Source organism: Fluviicola sp. (assembly GCF_039596395.1).
Taxonomy (GTDB): domain Bacteria; phylum Bacteroidota; class Bacteroidia; order Flavobacteriales_D; family Crocinitomicaceae; genus Fluviicola.
In genome coordinates, this window is record NZ_JBCNJT010000001.1 from 1380232 (window position 1) to 1398604 (window position 18373).

Consider the following 18373-nt stretch of genomic DNA (forward strand, 5'->3'; position numbering starts at 1 on the left):
CTCAGTCGTGCTGAACGTAACACTCTCCGGCTGCAATCGAAACGGGGATGGTGTTTTCTTTCGGAACGATCGGGCAGGAGTAACGGTCTGAATAGGCACAATACGGGTGATAGGAAGTGTTGAAATCCAGTTTGACCTTTTTGGCTTTTTTGCTGAAATAACAATCCAGGTATTTTCCCGCACCATACGTTGAAATGGCTGTTGTTCCGTCTTTGAAGGGAACGAAATAATAATTTTTGTACTCTTTTCTTCCCGCCAGATCCAGGTTTTGGTACACATTCAGGGTGCAAAGCGTGTCGTTTATTTTGAACGAAAGCGTTCCCATTTTCCGGTAATAGACTGTCCGTTCTTTTGTCATAGGCATCACAAAAGCCGGTCCGACTTCTTTCACAAAATCTGCTTCAACAATGAATGCGGTATTGATTGGGAAGAAGCAAATTTCCGGGTGAATTTTACGCTCTTCTTCATTCAGGACAGTCGACAAGAATTCTTTTTCGTGTTTTTGACGTTCGGCTGTCAGGCTGTCTGCATAGGTATTCTGGGAAAATGCTCCGGATGCAGCATACACCATGCATAAAACGATCAGGCATCTTTTCATCTGCTTCCGAATAATGAACTACCTACACGAATCATCGTACTTCCTTCCTCAATGGCAAGCGTATAGTCTCCGCTCATTCCCATGGAAAGCACTTTGAAATCCGGGTTGTATTTGAAATAATTGCTTTTCAGGATCATGAAATAATTGTGCAGGTTCCGGAATTCATCGCGGATTTGTTCTTCATCTTCCACAAAGCTGGCCATTCCCATTAATCCGACTACGGAAACATGATGCATTTCAACAAATTCGCGGCTTTGCAGGATTTCTTCCGCTTCCTCAAACGAAAGCCCGAACTTGGTTTCCTCCTGCGCAATGTGGAATTGAAGCAGGCAGGGAATTACCCGGTTGTTTTTCTCTCCCTGTTTATTGATTTCCTGCAACAGTTTAAAGCTGTCAACCGAATGGATCAGCGAAACAAACGGAGCGATGTATTTGACCTTGTTACTTTGTAAATGGCCGATCAGATGCCACTCAATATCTTTGGGCAGAACTTCCCACTTGTCAACGAGTTCCTGGACTTTATTTTCCCCGAAAACGCGCTGTCCGGCATCGTAAGCTTCCTGTATAAGCGAAGCAGGTTTGGTTTTTGAAACTGCCACCAGAACGACATCCTGTGGAATTTCTTCTTTCAATAAATGAATTCTATCTGCTAAAGACATATTTATTCGTTGATATTGTAAATCGTCAATCCGCTGCGCATTTTGGGTTCTACCCAGGTCGATTTGGGAGGCATGATTCCTCCCTGGTCCGCAACTTCTTTTACTTCGTTGATGGATGCGGGGTAGAGCAGGAATCCGACTTTAAATTCCTCCTTTTTGATCCGGTCTACGATCTTTTTCAATTCTTTTGTTCCCGGGATAAATTCAATTTCCCTGCTGGTTTTCAGGTCTTCAATTCCCAGGATCGGACTCAGGATGTAATCCGTCAGGATTTGTGCGTCCAATTGCCTGACAACGTCTTTGACACTGGTAATGTGTGCTTTTGCTTTGAACGAATACGCTTCTTTACCCAATAGACATACAATTTCATGTCTTTCAAGCGGTCTGCGTGCTTTTTTCAGTTCTTCAATTTCGAAATGTTCCGAGCAAGCCTTCAGGAAGTTTTTACCGGAAAGGCCGTTCAACGTTTTTACCAGGCGCTGAAATTCCAGGATTTCAAGTTTTTGCTCATCAATCAGGTAAGCTAAAAAGAAATCGTGATTCGGGAATTCCGGCTGTTTGTTTTTGATGATAGTGTCTTTCAAGCGGGCAGAGGAGGCCGAGCGGTGATGGCCGTCGGCAATATAAAGCTCATTGAGCGAAGCATAAATCGCAATTAACTTCGGGTCTTTTTTCGCGTCGATCACCCACAATTCATGCTTGATCTTATCGGTTGTCGAAAATTCGTATTCCGGCCGCGCTTTCGTAACTTTATCCAGGTATTTATCCAGTTCCGGAAGATGCTTATGCGCCAAAAGGACCGGTTCTGCATTAAACCCTGTGATATTCAGGTAATTCGTAAACATGGATTCGCGGGAAGTGATCGTTGCTTCGTGCTTTTTGATCAAATTGTTTTTGTACTCATCCACGCTTACTCCCGCAATCACCCCGGTAAACTGATGCGTTCCTTTCGTTTGCCTGTAAATATAAAAAGATGCTTCCTTGTCCTGGAAAAGTATTCCCTGTTCAATAAAGGCATCGTAACGTTCTTTCACTGCTTCGAAACGTTCCACGGAGTTGGCTTTCGAATGGTGTTCTTTATCTCCTTCCGGGTGAATGATGTGCAGGAAAGTATAAGGGTTTTCGTCCAGTTTAGCGCGCAGAATATGCTTGCGATAAGCAGCCAATGGCCTTGTTGAAACCAACTGTGCTTTGTCTCTGGTAGGACGAATTGCCTTAAAGGGGTGTATTACAGACATTTATTTTTAATCACTTAAGCAGGAACCTGAACTCCAAACTGTTTAATAATCAGATCAGCCAATTCCAAACCAATCCGGTCCTGAGCTTCATTTGTCGCTGCCCCGATATGCGGAGTTGTTCCGATTTTTTCGTTGTTCAATAAATCCGCACGCGGGTTTGGCTCGTTCTCAAAGACATCTAATCCGGCGTATGCTACTTTACCGGCCGCAATTGCTTCCAATAAGTCGGATTCGTTGACAACTCCGCCACGCGCTGCATTTACCAGGACAACACCTTTTTTCATCAGATCGAATTGTTCTTTCTGAATAACAGCCGAACCATCTGCTTGTTTCGGGATATGAAGCGAAATAAAATCAGCTTCTTTCAAAGCACCGTTTAAATCGTTGGTAGACTGAACCGGAACTTTTACTTCTCCGAAACCGGGGATTTCCAATGGGATTTCAACATTAATCGCGTGATTGTTCACCGCCAGGACTTTCATTCCGCAACCCAAAGCATAACTCGCCAATGATTGCCCGATGCGACCGAAACCTACGATAGCAATTGTTTTTCCGCGCAGTTCGATTCCTTTTCCGTATTTCTTTTTCAATGTGGAAAAATCTCCTGTTTCCATTTGCTTGAACGAATCGTGCAGGAAACGCGCTCCTGCGAACAAATGTCCCATAACCAATTCCGCAACCGATTGGGAAGAAGAAGCCGGTGTATTGATCACGGTCAATCCTTTTTCGCGGGCATAAGCCACATCAATATTGTCCATTCCCACACCACCTCGTCCAAGCAATTTCAATCCCGGACAGGCATCAATCACCACTTGACGGATGGTTGTAGCGCTTCGAACCAAAATAATTTCAATGTTGTTTGCATTGACATAAGAGATCAGGTCGTCCTGGTTTACTTTATCCGTAATAACCGTATAACCTGCTTTTTCAAGTGCAGCTTTTCCTTCGTTTGAAATTCCGTCGTTTGCTAGTATTTTCATATTCTTTATTTCATTTTTGTCCTGAATCCTGAAGTTTTTATCCGGAACCGTTTTTGTTTGTTCAAATGTTCAAATGTTCAAATGTTCAAATGTTCAAATGTTCAAATGTTCAAATGTTCAAATTTCATTTAAACACCTTTCAATGGTTCCACTCTCCATTTTCAATTCCCTTGAACCCTTTGAATAATTTTGAACCTTTTGAACAATTCTTACCCGTGTTTTTTAGCGAACTCTTTCATAACATCCACCAATACCTGAACACTTGACAGTTCCAATGCATTGTACATAGACGCGCGGTATCCGCCCACACTTCTGTGTCCGTTCAACCCGATAATCCCTGCTGCTTTCCATGCGGCATCGAACTCGTCTTTCAAAGCATCATTGGTCAGTAAGAAGTTGATATTCATTTCCGAACGGTCTTCTACTGCAACTGTTCCTTTAAACAATGGGTTTGAATCAATTTCCGCGTAAATCAATTCTGCTTTTGCCTGGTTTCTGACAGCCATGGCTGTAACGCCTCCGTGAGCAAGCAAATCCTGTAAATTCAGCATTGCAACATAAACGGAGAATACCGGCGGTGTATTGAACATGGAATCTTTTTCTGCATGAATCTTCAAATCCAGGTAACTCGGCATGAAGGAAGAAGTCGATTTTCCAAGTGCTTCTTTTTTTACAATGTATAAAGTAGCTCCGGCCGGCCCTAAGTTCTTTTGAGCTCCCGCGTAGATCAGGTCGAAATCCGAAACGTTGATTTCTTTGGAGAAAATATCCGAAGACATGTCACAAACCAACGGTAGATCTGTTTTGGGATATTCCTTGAACTGTGTTCCGAAGATTGTATTGTTGGAAGTGAAGTGGATATAGTCCACGTCCGTCGGAACCTGCAGGTTTTTAGGAATGTAGCTGAAGTTCTTGTCTTCCGAAGAAGCAAACACATTTACATCAACACCCACTTTTTTCGCTTCCTTGATTGCTCCGGAAGCCCAGGTGCCTGTATTGATATACCCGGCTTTTTTGGTGGAACGCATCATATTCAACGCAGCAATTGTAAAACCAAGTGTTGCTCCACCTTGTAAATAAAGCACTTCATAATCATCTGAAATGTTCAATGCTTTTTTTACCAATTCGCGGGCATCGTGCATCACAGCTTCGTAATCTTTGCTTCTGTGGGAAACTTCAAGAATGGATAACCCGTTGAAATCCAATACAGCATCTGATGCTTTTTTAAATACGTCTTGCGGAAGAATACATGGTCCTGCGCCAAAGTTGTGTTTTTTCATTTTTTGCTTTTTTTACCCTCTAGTTTGGAAGTACACAAATTTCGAGATTTTTGAACTAAAAGAGAAGCCTTTTGGCTTAAAATATTTACAAAAAAAGCCCCGCCGATTGGCAGAGCTTTTAATATGTTGAAGGATTATTCATTCGATTATTCTTCAGTTTTTTTCGTTGCTTTTGCAGCTGGTTTTTTAGCGGCCGGTTTTTTCTCAGCTGCAGGTTTCGCAGCATCTGACGCGGCAGATTTTTTAACAGCCGGTTTTTTTGCAGCTACTTTTTTCTCCGTTGCTTCTGTTGTTTCTTTCTTAGCAGCTGCAGGTCTGGAAGTTGTAGTTGCTTTTTTTCTTTTACGGGTATTACCATAGGAACCGTTTGTACGTTTTCCCTTTGCCGTCTTGATATCACCTTTTCCCATAATAGTCTATTTGTTTTTTTAGTTCGAAAAGTCATACAAATATAACTTTCTCTTTGACTTAGGAAGTATAAATTGTTCAAAAGGTTCAAAAATGTTCAAAAGGTTCAAACTGATGGCTTTGACAAATACTCATTGAACGATTAATCGTTTTAGTCGTTTGAACCCTGTAAACGTTTTTCCAGTTCTCTTCGCACTACATCGCCATTTCGCATGTACCGCTGGCACCATTTCAGTTTGATATCGGTTTGGTCCTCTTCACTGAGTTTCCAGTCAATATCCGATTCGATCAGTCGCTGTCTCAAAGCCTGTAAAGTCAATGCCACGGAAACAGAAACATTGAAACTTTCCGTAAAACCGACCATGGGAATTGCAACCTTGTAATCGGCGATTTCACGGATTTCATCGGAAATGCCTTCCCATTCTGTTCCAAAGGAAAGCGCAACCGGCTGATCGAGCGGTAAATCGAAAATGGAAAGTTCTGCATCCGGAGTCAACGCGGCAATCTTATATCCGCGTGATTTCAATTTCGAAACCGCATCCAGTAGCGGCGCAGAGCCTTCATTGTAATTAAACAAATCGACCCATTTTCCCGCGCCGCGTGCAATGTCACGCTGAACTTTGTATTGGTTCTTGCTTTCAACCACATGCAATTCCTGTATCCCGAAACAGTCACAACTTCTCAAAACCGCACTGGCGTTGTGTTCCTGGTAGATTTCTTCCAGTAAAACGGTCAGGTAGCGTGTTCGATTGGAAGCAATTTCTTCAAATAATTGACCTTTTTCTCCCGGAATCAATTCATAAAATGCGTGAAGCAATTCGTTTTTCATGCCGCAAAGCTAACGATTTTAAAGCGAAAGCAGCGATTTGGCAAGTTAGAATAGTGAATCTGGCCATGTTGAAATTTGGGCATATCCATGAATTGAAAAACGCCCTGAAGGGATGCTGGCAGGGCGTTTTCTTCGTAAATCGAGCAGTTCTGAATTCATGCTACGGGTTATTTATCCGTTCTTTCCGATTCGTCCGCCACAAAGCCAAGGGCCCGAATCTCTTTTGCGCAACTGTAAATAAGCTGTAAATCACCTTCAGAACTTTTACAAGCGGTTACTTGAGCACTTTCACCGTTTTTGTCCAGCCGCTTTTTCCGGTGATTCGTATAAGATACACTCCGCACGGAAGCGGCTCAAGGCCTGCTAGTTGCGATTGAAAATGGGTGTCGTGTTGAGTTTGTTCCGTCCGGATATCCAGATTTCTTCCCGTAGCATCTTCCAGTGTTATGTTGACTTCACCGGAACCGGCATTGTCCCACGAAACGGTTAACTGATCACTAAAAGGCACCGGATTCACCGAAATACTATTGACCAGGTCTTCATCCAAAGAAGCAGTTTGATGATCCACATAAGTTCTAAGCAATTCACGCACCACCGGAATAAGAGTCCAGGAATTTTTGTTGTTGTCATTGGTGAAAACCGTGATGCTTTGATCCAGCGCAGGGAAATACCAGGAAGAAGCATGATAAGCCAGATCTCCGCCGTGCCCGTAAGCTTCATAGCCCAGGAAACCATTGGTTTTGCGCATTAATCCCAGTCCGTACCGTTCCATGTTTCCACCGGCCTGAACCGTTGTTTTAGCTTCGTTCATCATGGAAGTTGAGAGTAAATCCCCGCGCATGTATTTTCGCATCCATTTCGTACAATCAGTTGGAGTAGAGAAGTAGCCTCCTGCAGAACCTGCTGTGGAATTCAGCGCCATATAGCTCATGTAGAAATTGTTTGCATCATCCAGAACGCCGTCTCCGGTAATGTCGAGCCACAAATGTGCAACCGGAGCATTCAGGGCTTCAAATGCTGGAATAAAGAAGGTGCTCAGTCCCAAAGGATCAAAGAACCGGTCACGCAGTTCCGTGTAATACGCGTTACCACTTGCTTCACGAATAATCATTCCGAGGAGAAAATAGTTGGTATTGCAGTATGACCAGGAAGCTCCGGGCTGAAACAGCGGAGGAGCAATGAACCGGTCAATGAGTTCTTCAGGTGTCCAGATCCGCGACATATCTGCCATCAAAGAATCCTGGTGGTGCGGATGACTCAGCACATCATAAATTCCGCTGGTGTGATTCAATAACTGTCGAATCGTGATGTTCGTATCGATATACGGCATGGCCGGAAGCCATTCATGTAAGCTGTCATCGAGGTTCAACACGCCTTCGTCTGCCAATTGCAGGATACACGCAGCAGTAAATGTTTTTGTAACACTTCCTATCAGGTAGGCATCATCGGGAGTGACATCATTCGAAACGGAAGAAACACCGTTCGCGTGCGCCCAAACCGAACCGTCGGAAACCTGGATGGCTGCGCTCAATGATTTTGCCCCGAGAACCATGCGCATGCTGTCGAGCGTGTGCTGTAATTCCGCGTCCAACCCGGCTGATATCTGTGCTTTGGCCGGACTTGCATGAAAAAGCAGCGGAAGCGTGAAAACTAAAAAGTAGAATAGTCTCATAAACCTGATTTTAATAGTATGAGATAAAGCTACGGATGCCTGCAGCGATCTGTTTGTCGAAACCTGCTAATTTTCATTTCCCAACGGTAGTGGCGAAAAATTTTTCGCCACTACCAAATAAAATCGTTGTTCAATTAATGCGCATTCACACGCTGCTTCTCGGAATCTGACGCGCCTGATTGGCGGGCATTCAATGCTTTTCCTTTGCTGAAACGGTAAGAGAAACTTATTGTCAGAACCCGGGTGTCCAGTTTACTCAGCCAGTTTGCTTTGGAATTGGCAATGTTGCGGATATCTCCTCCCGGCTGATTCGTGTAAAGCACGTCGGAGAGATTCAATTTCACAGAACCCTGGTCTTTCAGGATTTTGTATGCTAAACCAACACGCACCGAACCAACGGGAATTGTGAGGAACTGACCAGATAAAATGCGGGTTTGATAAGATCCGGCAATATCTGCAGAGAATTTCGGGGTGATCGTGAACCGGAAAGCAGGGCCAACATACCAATACCAGCGATTTTCCACCAACGGCTGATTGTAAATCGATGTGTTGTAACCGATATTCTGTAATTCCGAATAGTATTGCACATTCCACCATTTTGTGATGTTGAATTCACCGCTGACATTCAATCCATATGAGGTTTGATTGCCATAATTTCCCGGCCTGCTGTAGTAGATGTTGTTTACCTGTTCATTGGTCTCGTTGATGAGATTGTGAACAAGGCTGTAATTCAGCGTTAAAGCAAAAACACTCTTATAAGCGTAAGTCAGGTCGAAATTATAGGAGAATGTCGGTTTCAAGTAAGGATTTCCTGCATAGTACGTATACGCATCCATCGGGTAGGTGAACGGGTTCATGTCCTGGTAATTCGGATAATCAATCCTTCTCCCGAATGACAAATTGAACTGGTGTTTTTTCAAACTGTCGGGAGAGTAGGAGAAATAAGCTGTTGGAAACAGACTGTTGTACATGCGTGTAAAACTGGAATCACTAACCAGGGCATTTCCCAATTGATGTCCGTTCATTTGGATGCTTTCAAAACGTAAGCCGAGTTGCATACCGAACTTTCCCCATTCCTGGCCATAATTGACGTAAGCTGCATTGTTGTTTTCCCTGTAAAGAAAGCGGTTGGAAAAAGTGTAATTCGGAGTGTGGTTTCCGTTTGCATCCACATCGTAGAAATCTGCCGTGTTGTCTGTGTTCACGAATGCAGTTTTGATCCCTGCTTCCAGGCGGTTATTGTTTTTAAAAGGGTTGACATAATCTATTTTGGCTGTTTTAATGTCAATATCAGCAGGCAGGGAAGAATAGAGATTCAATTGACTGAGAGGAGTTCCGTCTAAGGTTCGGACTTTATTATCCAAAGTTTGTTCCTGGCCGGATGTGTAGCGAATGTAATCCGCATTCACGGAAAGCTCTTTTCCGAGGCTGTCGATTTTCAGGGTGTAATTGACATTCGCGCTTCCGTTGTACCAGTTGTTCTCGGCCATGGTGTAAGCCGAAACGAGCGCGGAAACCGAGTTGTCAGCAGCCAAAATGGATGCCTGGCTATCGTGACTGGTTCTGGAAGGATTGTAAAACCCGGAGAATACAACGCCGATTGTGGATTTTTTACTGGCATACCAATCCATCCCGATTTTAGCGGATCTTCCGCCGTGTTCCCGTTTGATGTAGGAATTTTGCAGGAAAGAAGAGCTTGGCTGATTATCGGAAGTGTAGTAATATCGGTTGATATCCAGGTCCTGGTAAGAATTATTCTGGCTCCATCCAAGTGTTGAAAACAGGTTGATCTTATTGACCCGGTAATTGAAATTAAAACTGTTATTGGTGCGGTAATACCTTCCTTGTCCGTAACTGAGCGTAATCCCGCCGTTAAAACCTTTTTCTTTCAGCTTTTTCAGGATAATGTTGATGATTCCGGCATTTCCGGAAGCATCGTAGCGCGCCGGCGGATTGGTCATAATTTCAATGGAAGCCACCGAATTAGACGGAAGAGAACGCAGATATCCCGCTAGGTCTTCCTGTGACATGTAAGTCGGTTTGTTGTCGATAAATACCTGAACACCTGCTTTTCCTTTCAGGGAGATGTTTCCGTTGAAATCAACCGTAACTCCGGGTGCTTTTTCCAATAAATCAAGAACGGTTGTCCCGCTTGCACCAACCAATGCGTCAGGGTTGACAACTACACGGTCAATTTTCCGCTCGATGAATGGTTTTTTCACCGTGACTATCACATCATCGAGTTTTGTAACCGGGGCACTCACGGAAATCACCGGTAATTCAACGCGTGAAGTGATTGAATCCAGTTCAAATGGAGCACTTACTACCTTTTGATAATCGATCTGGTCAATGATGATCATGAATGTTCCTGTTTTCGAAATCTCCAACTCAAAATTCCCCAACGAATCACTGATGGCTGCTTTCACCAGGGATGAATCACCGGCATGGCATAAACGCACAATCGGAGGTGATTGCGGATCGATACCAGTTATTTTTCCTGAAACGGTTACATTCTGAGCAGCAATGAACTGGAAAGACTGTAGGATCAGAAATAAAAAAAATAGGATACTTGGTTTAAATCGCGTATTGGTCATAGGGTTTGGGAATAGAACTGTGTCACAAAGATGTTCTATTTCGTGAAAAGTTGCGTGTAAAAAAGTGCTAATTGGTGTAAAGGAGTTTATTCCGTGTTGAACGGTATCAGGGCGTGTTGGAACTGTAAATTGTTGGTGAAACCCCGAAGTGTTTTTTGAACATTTTACTGAAGGAATGAATATCCGCAAAACCGGTTGTGATTGCAATATCCGAAACCGAATAGTCTTTTTTCAATAAGAGTGCAGCCTTGTTTAACCTGTTGGAAAGAATGTACTGGTAAGGTGTCAGTCCCGTCATTTGTTTGAATAAACGGAAGAAATGGTACTCCGACATCCCTGCCATGCGCGCAATGGATTCGATAGATAGGGTTTCCGCAAAGTTTGAATCCATGAACTCTTTTCCCCGGAGAACGCGCCTGCACAAATCCCGTTGCGTTGCTGTTTTTACCGTTTTGATCGATTGAAGCTGTTTGAAAACCCGGACCTGGTCGCTTACCAGCGATTCTGCAAGTTGGAAGAAGAATTCCTGGTTAACCTGTTCATTGGAAAAGGAATGATTGGTTACCTGTTCGCTGATTTGCTGCAGTTTTTGTCCCAATTGCGTGTGGGAAGCCCGGTATTGATTCTCCAGGAAATCTTCGGTGTAGAAAAACTTCGCAAGATCGGGATCTGAAACAGCTGTGTCGGGTACCTGTAGCGTTGAAACAACCTCCGTGATCAGGTCATTGGAAATATTCAAACACATTCCTTTGACGGGGCGATTGCTGTCGATGACTACTTTTCCTTCTTTCTGGCCGTTCATCAGGAGATACGAGCCGGAATTAACCGTATACGAATGATTGTTAATGGTATAGCGCTCAATTCCGTCGCGCACAAATTTGATGGCAAAACAATGCGAAACCATCGAATGCTCAAAATCGGTTAAGGATGACAGGTTGAAGACATTTCCGGTATTACCGACGCGAACGATCATCTGGCCGTTTTTGTAGAGCGAAGGGTTGTCGTAATGTGTCATTGCATAGTAATAATCGGATTACCAATGTATTCAAAATCGCAGGACCGGGAAACAGAATCAGGCGGTTATTTCCTGAAGTGTAGGAATAAGCGAACGAAAGGTGCAGAATAGGAATTTAACGACTTAGGACACATTCGAATACATAGTTTTTGTCATTTTGATACGAAGGGTGATTGAAGTTGGATGTTTTCAAGGTGGAGATTTGTAGTTTCGCTCTGCTCGCGGGTTTTGAACCACATAGGACACAATAGAACACATAGTTTTTTTCCATTTTGACACGAAAGGTGATTGAAGTTAGATGTTTTCAAGGTGGAGATTTATAGTTTCGCTCTGCTCGCGGGTTTTGAACACATAGGTTATTTCCCTAGACCCCGAACGGTCGAGACATGCGAGGACAGAAGAATAGATATTAAACGTAGAAGGAATGGAATAAACTTGGATATTAAGATATTTCTTGTTGTTCGTTAATTATCCTATGCGATTATAATCAAAAAAAATCCCCTCGCCGCTAGACGAGAGGATCTTTTCTCTAAAGAATATCGTTCTTAGTTAACTGCTGAAGATAACTCAGCCCCAGCTTTGAAACGTGCTACGTTTTTTGCTGCGATTTTGATTTCTTTCCCTGTTTGTGGGTTACGACCAGTTCTAGCTTCACGCTTAGAAACTGAGAAAGAACCGAATCCTACTAAAGAAATACGTTCTCCTTTTTTCAATGCTCCAATTGTAGCACTTACAAATGCATCCAATGCTTTTTTAGCATCAGCCTTAGACAATCCTGCTTCAGAAGCAATCGCATCAATTAATTCTGCTTTGTTCATAGTTTGGTTTTTTTTGAATGATTTCTAATAATTAACACAACAAAAATATATGAATATGCTTCTCTACCAAGGCTAAACACTAAAAAGCGCCGATTTTGTTGATAAATAAACGCATTTGTTGATAAGCACCCCTGTTTTTAGGGGTTTTCCGACCAATTTGGGCTTTTGTTCGATGAAATTTAGTTGGAACTAATTGTCCAATCGGCCGCATGATTCCCCACCAGCCACTCTTTTGCGGTCATTTTTTTCTTTCCTTCCACCTGGAATTCCAAAATTTCGAGTTGCTTTCCGTTCGTGTCGACAAACAATTGGGTTTTGGTAGCCGATAAATCCACCGAGCCTGTTCCTTTCTGATCCGTAAGGCCTGTTTTGAAAATCTTTACGTTCTTGATTTCTCCTTTTGAATTTTTCCAGCTTGTCCATGCTGCAGGATACGGATTCAATCCGCGGACCAGATTATGGATCGTTTCCGGCTTGGCTTGCCAGTCGATTTGGGTATTCTCCTTGAATAATTTCGGGGCAGGACGCATTGAAGTCCCCAATTGGGATTGCGGGATCGGGTTGACTTCGTTATTTGCAATGCGGTTCAAGGTGTCCACAACCAATTCTCCTCCGGTAATAATCATGCGGTCATGCAGTTCTCCTGCGCTTTCGTTTTCAGAGATCGCCATTTCTGTCTGACCGATTACATTCCCGGTATCAATCGCTTCATCAATAAAGAAAGTGCTGACCCCAGTTTTGGTGTCTCCGTTGATGATAGCCCAGTTAATTGGTGCGGCACCGCGATAATCGGGCAGGAGGGAAGCGTGCAGGTTGAATGTTCCGTATTTGGGCATTTTCCAGACTTCTGTGGGAAGCATCCGGAATGCAACAACGACAAAAACATCTGCTTTCAGTGCTTCCAATTGCGCTAAAAACTCCGGATCTTTCAATTTCAAGGGCTGAAGTACGGGGATCTGGTTTTCAAGGGCAAATTGTTTGACCGGGCTCTCGTGCATCAATTGTCCGCGCCCTGCAGGTTTGTCTGCAACGGTAACAATTCCTGCCAGGTTCATTCCTGAAGCTTTGATCGCTTCCAGGATTCCAACTGAAAAATGGGGAGTCCCCATGAAAACAATGCGTAAATTATTCATAAGCTATTTCTTTCTCTGTCCGATTGACCCATTTCAAATATAGAAAGGAAGCAGATCCCATCGTGATAAAATAAACGTATTCAACCAGCCAAACCCATTGCACGGGCCAATTCCAGACCTTAATAAACAGGTAAGCTGAAATGATGTACAAACTGGTAGCTAAACATTCGATTAAAAAATTAATACGCGTTTTCCCGATTCCACTGATGGTTTGGAAATAAACGCTTCCCACTCCATAGATTAAAATAGAACCACTTACAACGCGTAGGATTTGTGCGCTTTTAGCCACGTGTTCTGTGTGATCCGAAACCAAACGGATCAATGCTTCCGGGTAAAGGAGTGATCCGTGGAAAGTCAGCACCAGGAATGAAATGGTAAGGAATTGCATTCTGCGCTGAATAACCGGGATCCGGTTGAATTCTTTTGCTCCGAAATATTGTGCGATATAAGTTTTGGTTGCTGCGGCAAATCCCCAGATCGGGATAAATGCCAGGAAATAAACGTAGCGAATGTTCAGGGAAACTGTCAGGTTGTCGCCACCCATTTGTTCGATCCAGATAAAGAAAATGGTCCAGATGGAAAGTGCTACCATTCCCTGGAACAATAAAGGAACTCCGATCTTCAGGTTTTCTTTCAACTGGAATTTAGTGATGAAATTCTCTTTCCAGATGGGGTAGAGCATACGCAACTTTCCGCCGAGCAACGTGGCCAGCAGGAATAACATCGCTAAAAACTCAGCGCTGGTAGATGCAATTGCTGCTCCCTCCAGTCCCAAACGCGGAAACGGCCCGATCCCGAATACCAGTAAATAATCCAATACGATATTCGACAGTGCGGCAATTAAAGAAGCAATCAGGACCAGTGTTGTTTTCCCGACCGCTAAATAAGAAGACTGGATCGTGAGGGTAATCGTAGCTGCCCAGAAAGAATAACTCCGGATCTCCAAAAAGGATTGTTCCGCTTGAGCCAGTTCATTATTGGTAACCAGGTAGCTCATCAATGCGGGCATGCAGAATTGGACCAGTATCGTCAAAACAATCGCTGCAAGGAAAAGGATCACAAAATTCGACTGGAAAACAGCGGCAAATCCTCTGTCATTCTTTTCCCCGACTTTTTGAGCCATGGCAATTTGAGCCCCGTCGCCCAATCCCAGGAAAACCATGTACATGGTAATGTACCACAATCCGGCACTTCCGGAGGCATCATAGGCCAGTTTACTGAAACGGCTCAGGAAAGCGGCGTCAGTAATGGAAATGACGGATTGAATGAATCCGCTGAGCATCATTGGAAGAGCAACTGTGAGAATGCTCCTGTAGCGTATATCCAGCATTAAATGATCTGTAAAAGCAGTCCTTTTAAATATTCTCCTTCCGGGTGAAAAGCATTAATCGGATGATCTGCCGGTTGGTGCAATTGCTCCAGGATCTTAACGGTTCTTCCGGATTCAATTGCCGCGGCAATGATCGTATTGGTAAATAATTGTTTGTCAACAACCTGCGAACAACTGTAAGTCATCAGCAATCCTCCCGGACGAATGTGCTGAATGGCCATTGCGTTCAAACGTTTGTACCCCTGAACGGCTTGGTGTCTTTTATCACGGTGTTTCGCAAAAGCAGGCGGATCCAAAATGATAATGTCATATTCTTCGCCGGTTTCCCGGATAAAGTTCATCGCATCGGCCACAATGGATTGATGGTTTTTGAATCCGTTCAGTTCCACGTTCGCATCCGTCAGTTCGATCGCTTTCTTAGAGCTGTCCAGCGAGTGAACTTCTTTTGCGCCTTGTTTTAAAGCCGCCAGACTGAATCCTCCGGAATAGCAAAATGTATTCAGGATTTTTGACCCTTCGGCATATTTTGCAAGCAATGCACGGTTTTCACGCTGATCGATAAAGAAACCTGTTTTCTGGCCTGTGATCCAATCCAATTGATATTTCACCCCGTTTTCCAAAGCTACGTGCGGCGTTTCGCAAGTGCCGTGCAAATAACCGTCTTCTACCGGAATTCTTCCCGGCAGCGTTTCTTTCGACTTGTTGTAAATAGCTTTCAGGTCTTTTCCCAAAGCGTGAATCAATGCGTTTTTGATCAGGTCGATCTGGAGATACATTCCCAAACTGTGACATTGAATAACCGCTACTCCGCCGTAATAATCAATCACCAATCCCGGCAATTCGTCTCCTTCGCCATGAACCAGCCTGCAGATCGAATTATCTTCCCGGAACAGGTGCAGTTTTTTGCGCAGTTCAACGGCATCTGAAATGCGTTTATTGAAAAAATCCTGATCGATCAGTTCCTGGTTGAAAGTCAGAATACGCACTGCAATGGATCCGTGCTGAAAATGTCCTTTTGCAATTTCATTGTTCCGTGAGTCCAAAACCACAACCACTTCACCATCCTCTATGGATTTCGGCATCTCTTTTAAAGCACCTGAAAAGATCCACGGATGTCTTCTTTCCATTGATTGCGTTTTGTGGGGAAGTAATTGAACACTGGAGTACATAAACTGAATTTTGCGCAAAGATAGCTTATTAATTACGAATGACGAATTCCAAATGACGAATTGAAAGCTTGACAGTTTTTAGTAAGTCCATCGTTAAAAACAGATCAAAACCTTTTCAATGATAGCATTCTACATTTTCAATTATCCCTATCTTTGTGTTGGACCTCAAAAAAGAAAAATGTCTTATTCAATTCAAGTATTTCTAAAAAACAATTCTTTTTCAGAAGAATATGCCCAGGAAAAGCATGAAGGAAAGGATTCTCCTGAAAATATCCGTTACGAGTGGGAAGATGAATTCCGCTTGACCGATGCATCGGATGTGTTGGAAATTGTTCGTGACCAGCCTTTTGTTCTGGCAGGAGAAATCGGTGAAGGAAAGGCTTTCCATTACGAGATCCACGATGTGATCCAGTTTATTTTCCACGGGGAAAACGGTCCTACGGCTATTGTGTTTTCAGAGAAATGCCTGGATGAATACATCATTGACCACGATCATCAAAAACTGAAAGTTTACCTGAACGATGATGAAGTGGTGGAAAACCCGGTTCCGGGAGTTTATATCGTTTTAAGTGCATTTCCCAAGGAATTACGGAATTAATGCTCTCCATCCGGCAGGTTCATTTTTCATACAGCGAACAGAAGAAAATTCTTCAGGGAATTTCTGTTGACTTACAGCCCGGTGAAATATTCGGGATTGTAGGGGCAAGCGGTGGCGGAAAATCAACACTGCTGAAAATTGCAGCAGGCCTTTTGGATGCTTCCAAGGGAAGTGTTTACTGGAATGGTGAACGCGTTCCCGGACCAAGTGAGCGATTGATTCCCGGGCATCCGGAGATCCAGTTGGTCAACCAGGATTTCAACCTCGATCTTTTTCATACGGTCAGAGAAAATGTGCGGGTAAAGATCCTGCATTTACACGAAAAAGACCGCGAGCGTTTTTGCGATGAATTGTTGGATCTGGTCGAACTGACGGGAGTTGCTTCCCAGCAGGCGCGTTACTTATCCGGTGGAGAACAGCAGCGTTTGGCGATTGCCCGCGCTTTGGCATTGGAATCGGAAGTATTGCTTCTGGATGAACCTTTTTCCCACCTGGATGCGCATTTAAGGCTGAAAATCGGTGCTTACATCAAACAATTGGTTGAAATCCGGAATACTTTATGCATTTTGGTTTCCCATGAAGGAGACGAAGTGATGCAGTGGTGCGGGAAAATTGCCTTTCTGAACAAAGGGAAATTCAACCGTATTGATACCCCGGAAGCCTTTTATTTCAATCCTTCCAGCTTCAATGAAGGAGCTTATTTCGGAGAATTAAATGAATTGAAAACAGGGAAAACTAAAATTTTATTTCGACCTTGTGAATACAAAGCCGTTAAAAAAGGTGGTTTCGAAGTGGAATTTACAGATGCCGTTTTCTTTGGTGCTTACTGGAAATCCTTTTTTAAAACACCTGATAAACAAATCATTATACTCTATGCGGATAAGCCGCTTAAAAAAGTAACACGTATTGAGCTCAAAAGTAAAAATACCAACCCTTAGCTGGAAAGAGGTCTTAATCCTCTTCAAACGGACCTTTATAGAATTCTTCCAGGAGAATTCGTTTTTTCACGGTGCCGCATTGGCTTATTATGCGGTTTTTGCTATTATCCCGATTATTTACCTGGCACTGATCAGCTTCGGGAAGATCATGGGACAAGAGGAAATCCTGCGTTTGATTAAAGTATTGTTGGAAGAGCAGGTCGGTTTGAAAGACAGTTCCGGACTCTTGTCATTTTTATCTGAAGTTCACTTCGAAAAGAGCAGTGTTATTTTGAATATTATCGGGATCATCGCCTTGATGTTCTCCAGTTCTGCCTTGATTTCTTCCCTGCGAATGAGTATCAATGAGTTCTACGATATTCATGTGAAAATCGATGACCGCCGGACAAAATTTTTCTACACGATACTCACCAAACTGATTTCCGTTTTCATGCTGGCGGTTTTCGGTGTTTCGATCGTATTGCTTTATACGGCAGAGACTATCTTTTTGTCACTCAGCGGGGAACTCTTCGGTTGGCTTCATATCGAATCGAAATGGGTCATGGAAGCCGTTGGTCAGCTGGTTTCCGTAGGAATCAATACGATTTTATTTGCATTGGTTTATAAATTCCTGCACGATGGAAGAGTGCTCTGGAAACTTGTTCTTTCAGGCGGTTTACTTACTGCCTGTTTGCTGCACGTAGGACAAATCGGCCTAAAGTTTTACCTGACCAACTTCTTTTTCGGGAGCCAGATGGGAATTGCGGGAACTTTATTGATCTTCCTGGCGTGGATGTACTATACTTCCCAGATTATCTTCCTGGGCGCGAAATTCGTGAAGGTCTATTCAGAGTTAATAGGCAGGCCGATTATTTTTGAAGTACATCAATTGCTACAAAGCCTTCAGAAACGGAAAAAGGAATAATTTTTTTTGTCAGACAGCAAATGGAAAAGCCTTCAGACAAACAACGTTACAAACCTAATTCGTATCCGCTCAATTTTCGGATTATCTGCTTGTTTGCTTCCGTTGCGCTGATAATATACGCATCGATATGTGTCTATTACGACGATTTTTCAATTCCCAGTAGGCGAAGAGGAGGGTCGCATATAGGCAAGGTTCTGCACATACACGGAT

Annotated in this window: 16 protein-coding genes and 1 pseudogene; 3 read left to right on the forward strand and 14 right to left on the reverse strand. The window is 43.4% G+C overall.

What is annotated here, in order from left to right:
* Position 1: 1 nt before the first annotated feature.
* The 14 genes and pseudogenes from ABDW02_RS06035 to ABDW02_RS06100 all read right to left on the reverse strand — a co-directional run bounded on the left by ABDW02_RS06035 (position 2) and on the right by ABDW02_RS06100 (position 15723).
* Positions 2-598, reverse strand: coding sequence for a DUF1684 domain-containing protein (locus ABDW02_RS06035; RefSeq protein WP_343633133.1), 597 nt, complete (start codon positions 596-598; stop codon positions 2-4).
* The gene (locus ABDW02_RS06040; protein WP_343633135.1) at positions 595-1257 is read right to left on the reverse strand and encodes a YggS family pyridoxal phosphate-dependent enzyme; all 663 of its coding nucleotides are present in this window, start codon (positions 1255-1257) and stop codon (positions 595-597) included. The genes ABDW02_RS06035 and ABDW02_RS06040 overlap by 4 nt, the downstream gene beginning before the upstream one ends.
* 2 nt (positions 1258-1259) lie before the next feature.
* Positions 1260-2495: a DUF1015 domain-containing protein gene (locus tag ABDW02_RS06045; protein WP_343633137.1), complete on the reverse strand. Its 1236-nt coding sequence runs from the start codon at positions 2493-2495 to the stop codon at positions 1260-1262.
* Between the two features lie 14 nt (positions 2496-2509).
* Positions 2510-3475 (reverse strand): D-2-hydroxyacid dehydrogenase, encoded by a 966-nt coding sequence (locus ABDW02_RS06050; protein ID WP_343633139.1) that lies wholly within the window; start codon positions 3473-3475, stop codon positions 2510-2512.
* Between the two features lie 209 nt (positions 3476-3684).
* Positions 3685-4755, reverse strand: a complete 1071-nt coding sequence (gene serC / locus ABDW02_RS06055) for a 3-phosphoserine/phosphohydroxythreonine transaminase (protein ID WP_343633141.1) — start codon at positions 4753-4755, stop codon at positions 3685-3687.
* A gap of 146 nt (positions 4756-4901) precedes the next feature.
* Complete coding sequence (locus ABDW02_RS06060; RefSeq protein WP_343633143.1) at positions 4902-5165, reverse strand: 30S ribosomal protein THX; 264 nt, start codon at positions 5163-5165, stop codon at positions 4902-4904.
* A gap of 149 nt (positions 5166-5314) precedes the next feature.
* Complete coding sequence (locus ABDW02_RS06065; RefSeq protein WP_343633145.1) at positions 5315-5992, reverse strand: RNA methyltransferase; 678 nt, start codon at positions 5990-5992, stop codon at positions 5315-5317.
* A 274-nt stretch (positions 5993-6266) separates the two neighbouring features.
* Positions 6267-7664: a serine hydrolase gene (locus ABDW02_RS06070; RefSeq protein ID WP_343633147.1), complete on the reverse strand. Its 1398-nt coding sequence runs from the start codon at positions 7662-7664 to the stop codon at positions 6267-6269.
* Between the two features lie 134 nt (positions 7665-7798).
* Positions 7799-10258, reverse strand: a complete 2460-nt coding sequence (locus ABDW02_RS06075; RefSeq protein ID WP_343633149.1) for an outer membrane beta-barrel family protein — start codon at positions 10256-10258, stop codon at positions 7799-7801.
* Positions 10259-10364: 106 nt separating this feature from the next.
* Positions 10365-11273 carry an AraC family transcriptional regulator gene (locus ABDW02_RS06080; RefSeq protein ID WP_343633151.1) on the reverse strand — a complete coding sequence of 303 codons (909 nt, stop codon included), beginning with the start codon at positions 11271-11273 and terminating at the stop codon, positions 10365-10367.
* Between the two features lie 545 nt (positions 11274-11818).
* Positions 11819-12094: pseudogene (locus ABDW02_RS06085) on the reverse strand (HU family DNA-binding protein); the annotation flags it as partial.
* Between the two features lie 176 nt (positions 12095-12270).
* Complete coding sequence (gene fmt, locus ABDW02_RS06090) at positions 12271-13224, reverse strand: methionyl-tRNA formyltransferase (protein ID WP_343633153.1); 954 nt, start codon at positions 13222-13224, stop codon at positions 12271-12273.
* Positions 13217-14554, reverse strand: coding sequence for an MATE family efflux transporter (locus ABDW02_RS06095; RefSeq protein WP_343633155.1), 1338 nt, complete (start codon positions 14552-14554; stop codon positions 13217-13219). Before ABDW02_RS06095 ends, fmt begins: the two co-directional genes overlap by 8 nt.
* Entirely contained in the window at positions 14554-15723 is a 1170-nt protein-coding gene (locus ABDW02_RS06100; RefSeq protein WP_343633157.1) for a class I SAM-dependent rRNA methyltransferase, read from the reverse strand. The genes ABDW02_RS06095 and ABDW02_RS06100 overlap by 1 nt, the downstream gene beginning before the upstream one ends.
* A gap of 178 nt (positions 15724-15901) precedes the next feature.
* On the opposite strand from ABDW02_RS06100, the gene ABDW02_RS06105 reads away from it, so the two are divergent.
* From ABDW02_RS06105 to ABDW02_RS06115, 3 genes are read left to right on the forward strand one after another with little or no spacing between them, the layout of a single operon-like run.
* Positions 15902-16321, forward strand: a complete 420-nt coding sequence (locus tag ABDW02_RS06105; protein ID WP_343633159.1) for a hypothetical protein — start codon at positions 15902-15904, stop codon at positions 16319-16321.
* Complete coding sequence (locus ABDW02_RS06110; protein ID WP_343633161.1) at positions 16321-17259, forward strand: ATP-binding cassette domain-containing protein; 939 nt, start codon at positions 16321-16323, stop codon at positions 17257-17259. The genes ABDW02_RS06105 and ABDW02_RS06110 overlap by 1 nt, the downstream gene beginning before the upstream one ends.
* Complete coding sequence (locus ABDW02_RS06115; protein ID WP_343633163.1) at positions 17228-18163, forward strand: YihY/virulence factor BrkB family protein; 936 nt, start codon at positions 17228-17230, stop codon at positions 18161-18163. Before ABDW02_RS06110 ends, ABDW02_RS06115 begins: the two co-directional genes overlap by 32 nt.
* Positions 18164-18373 lie beyond the last annotated feature (210 nt).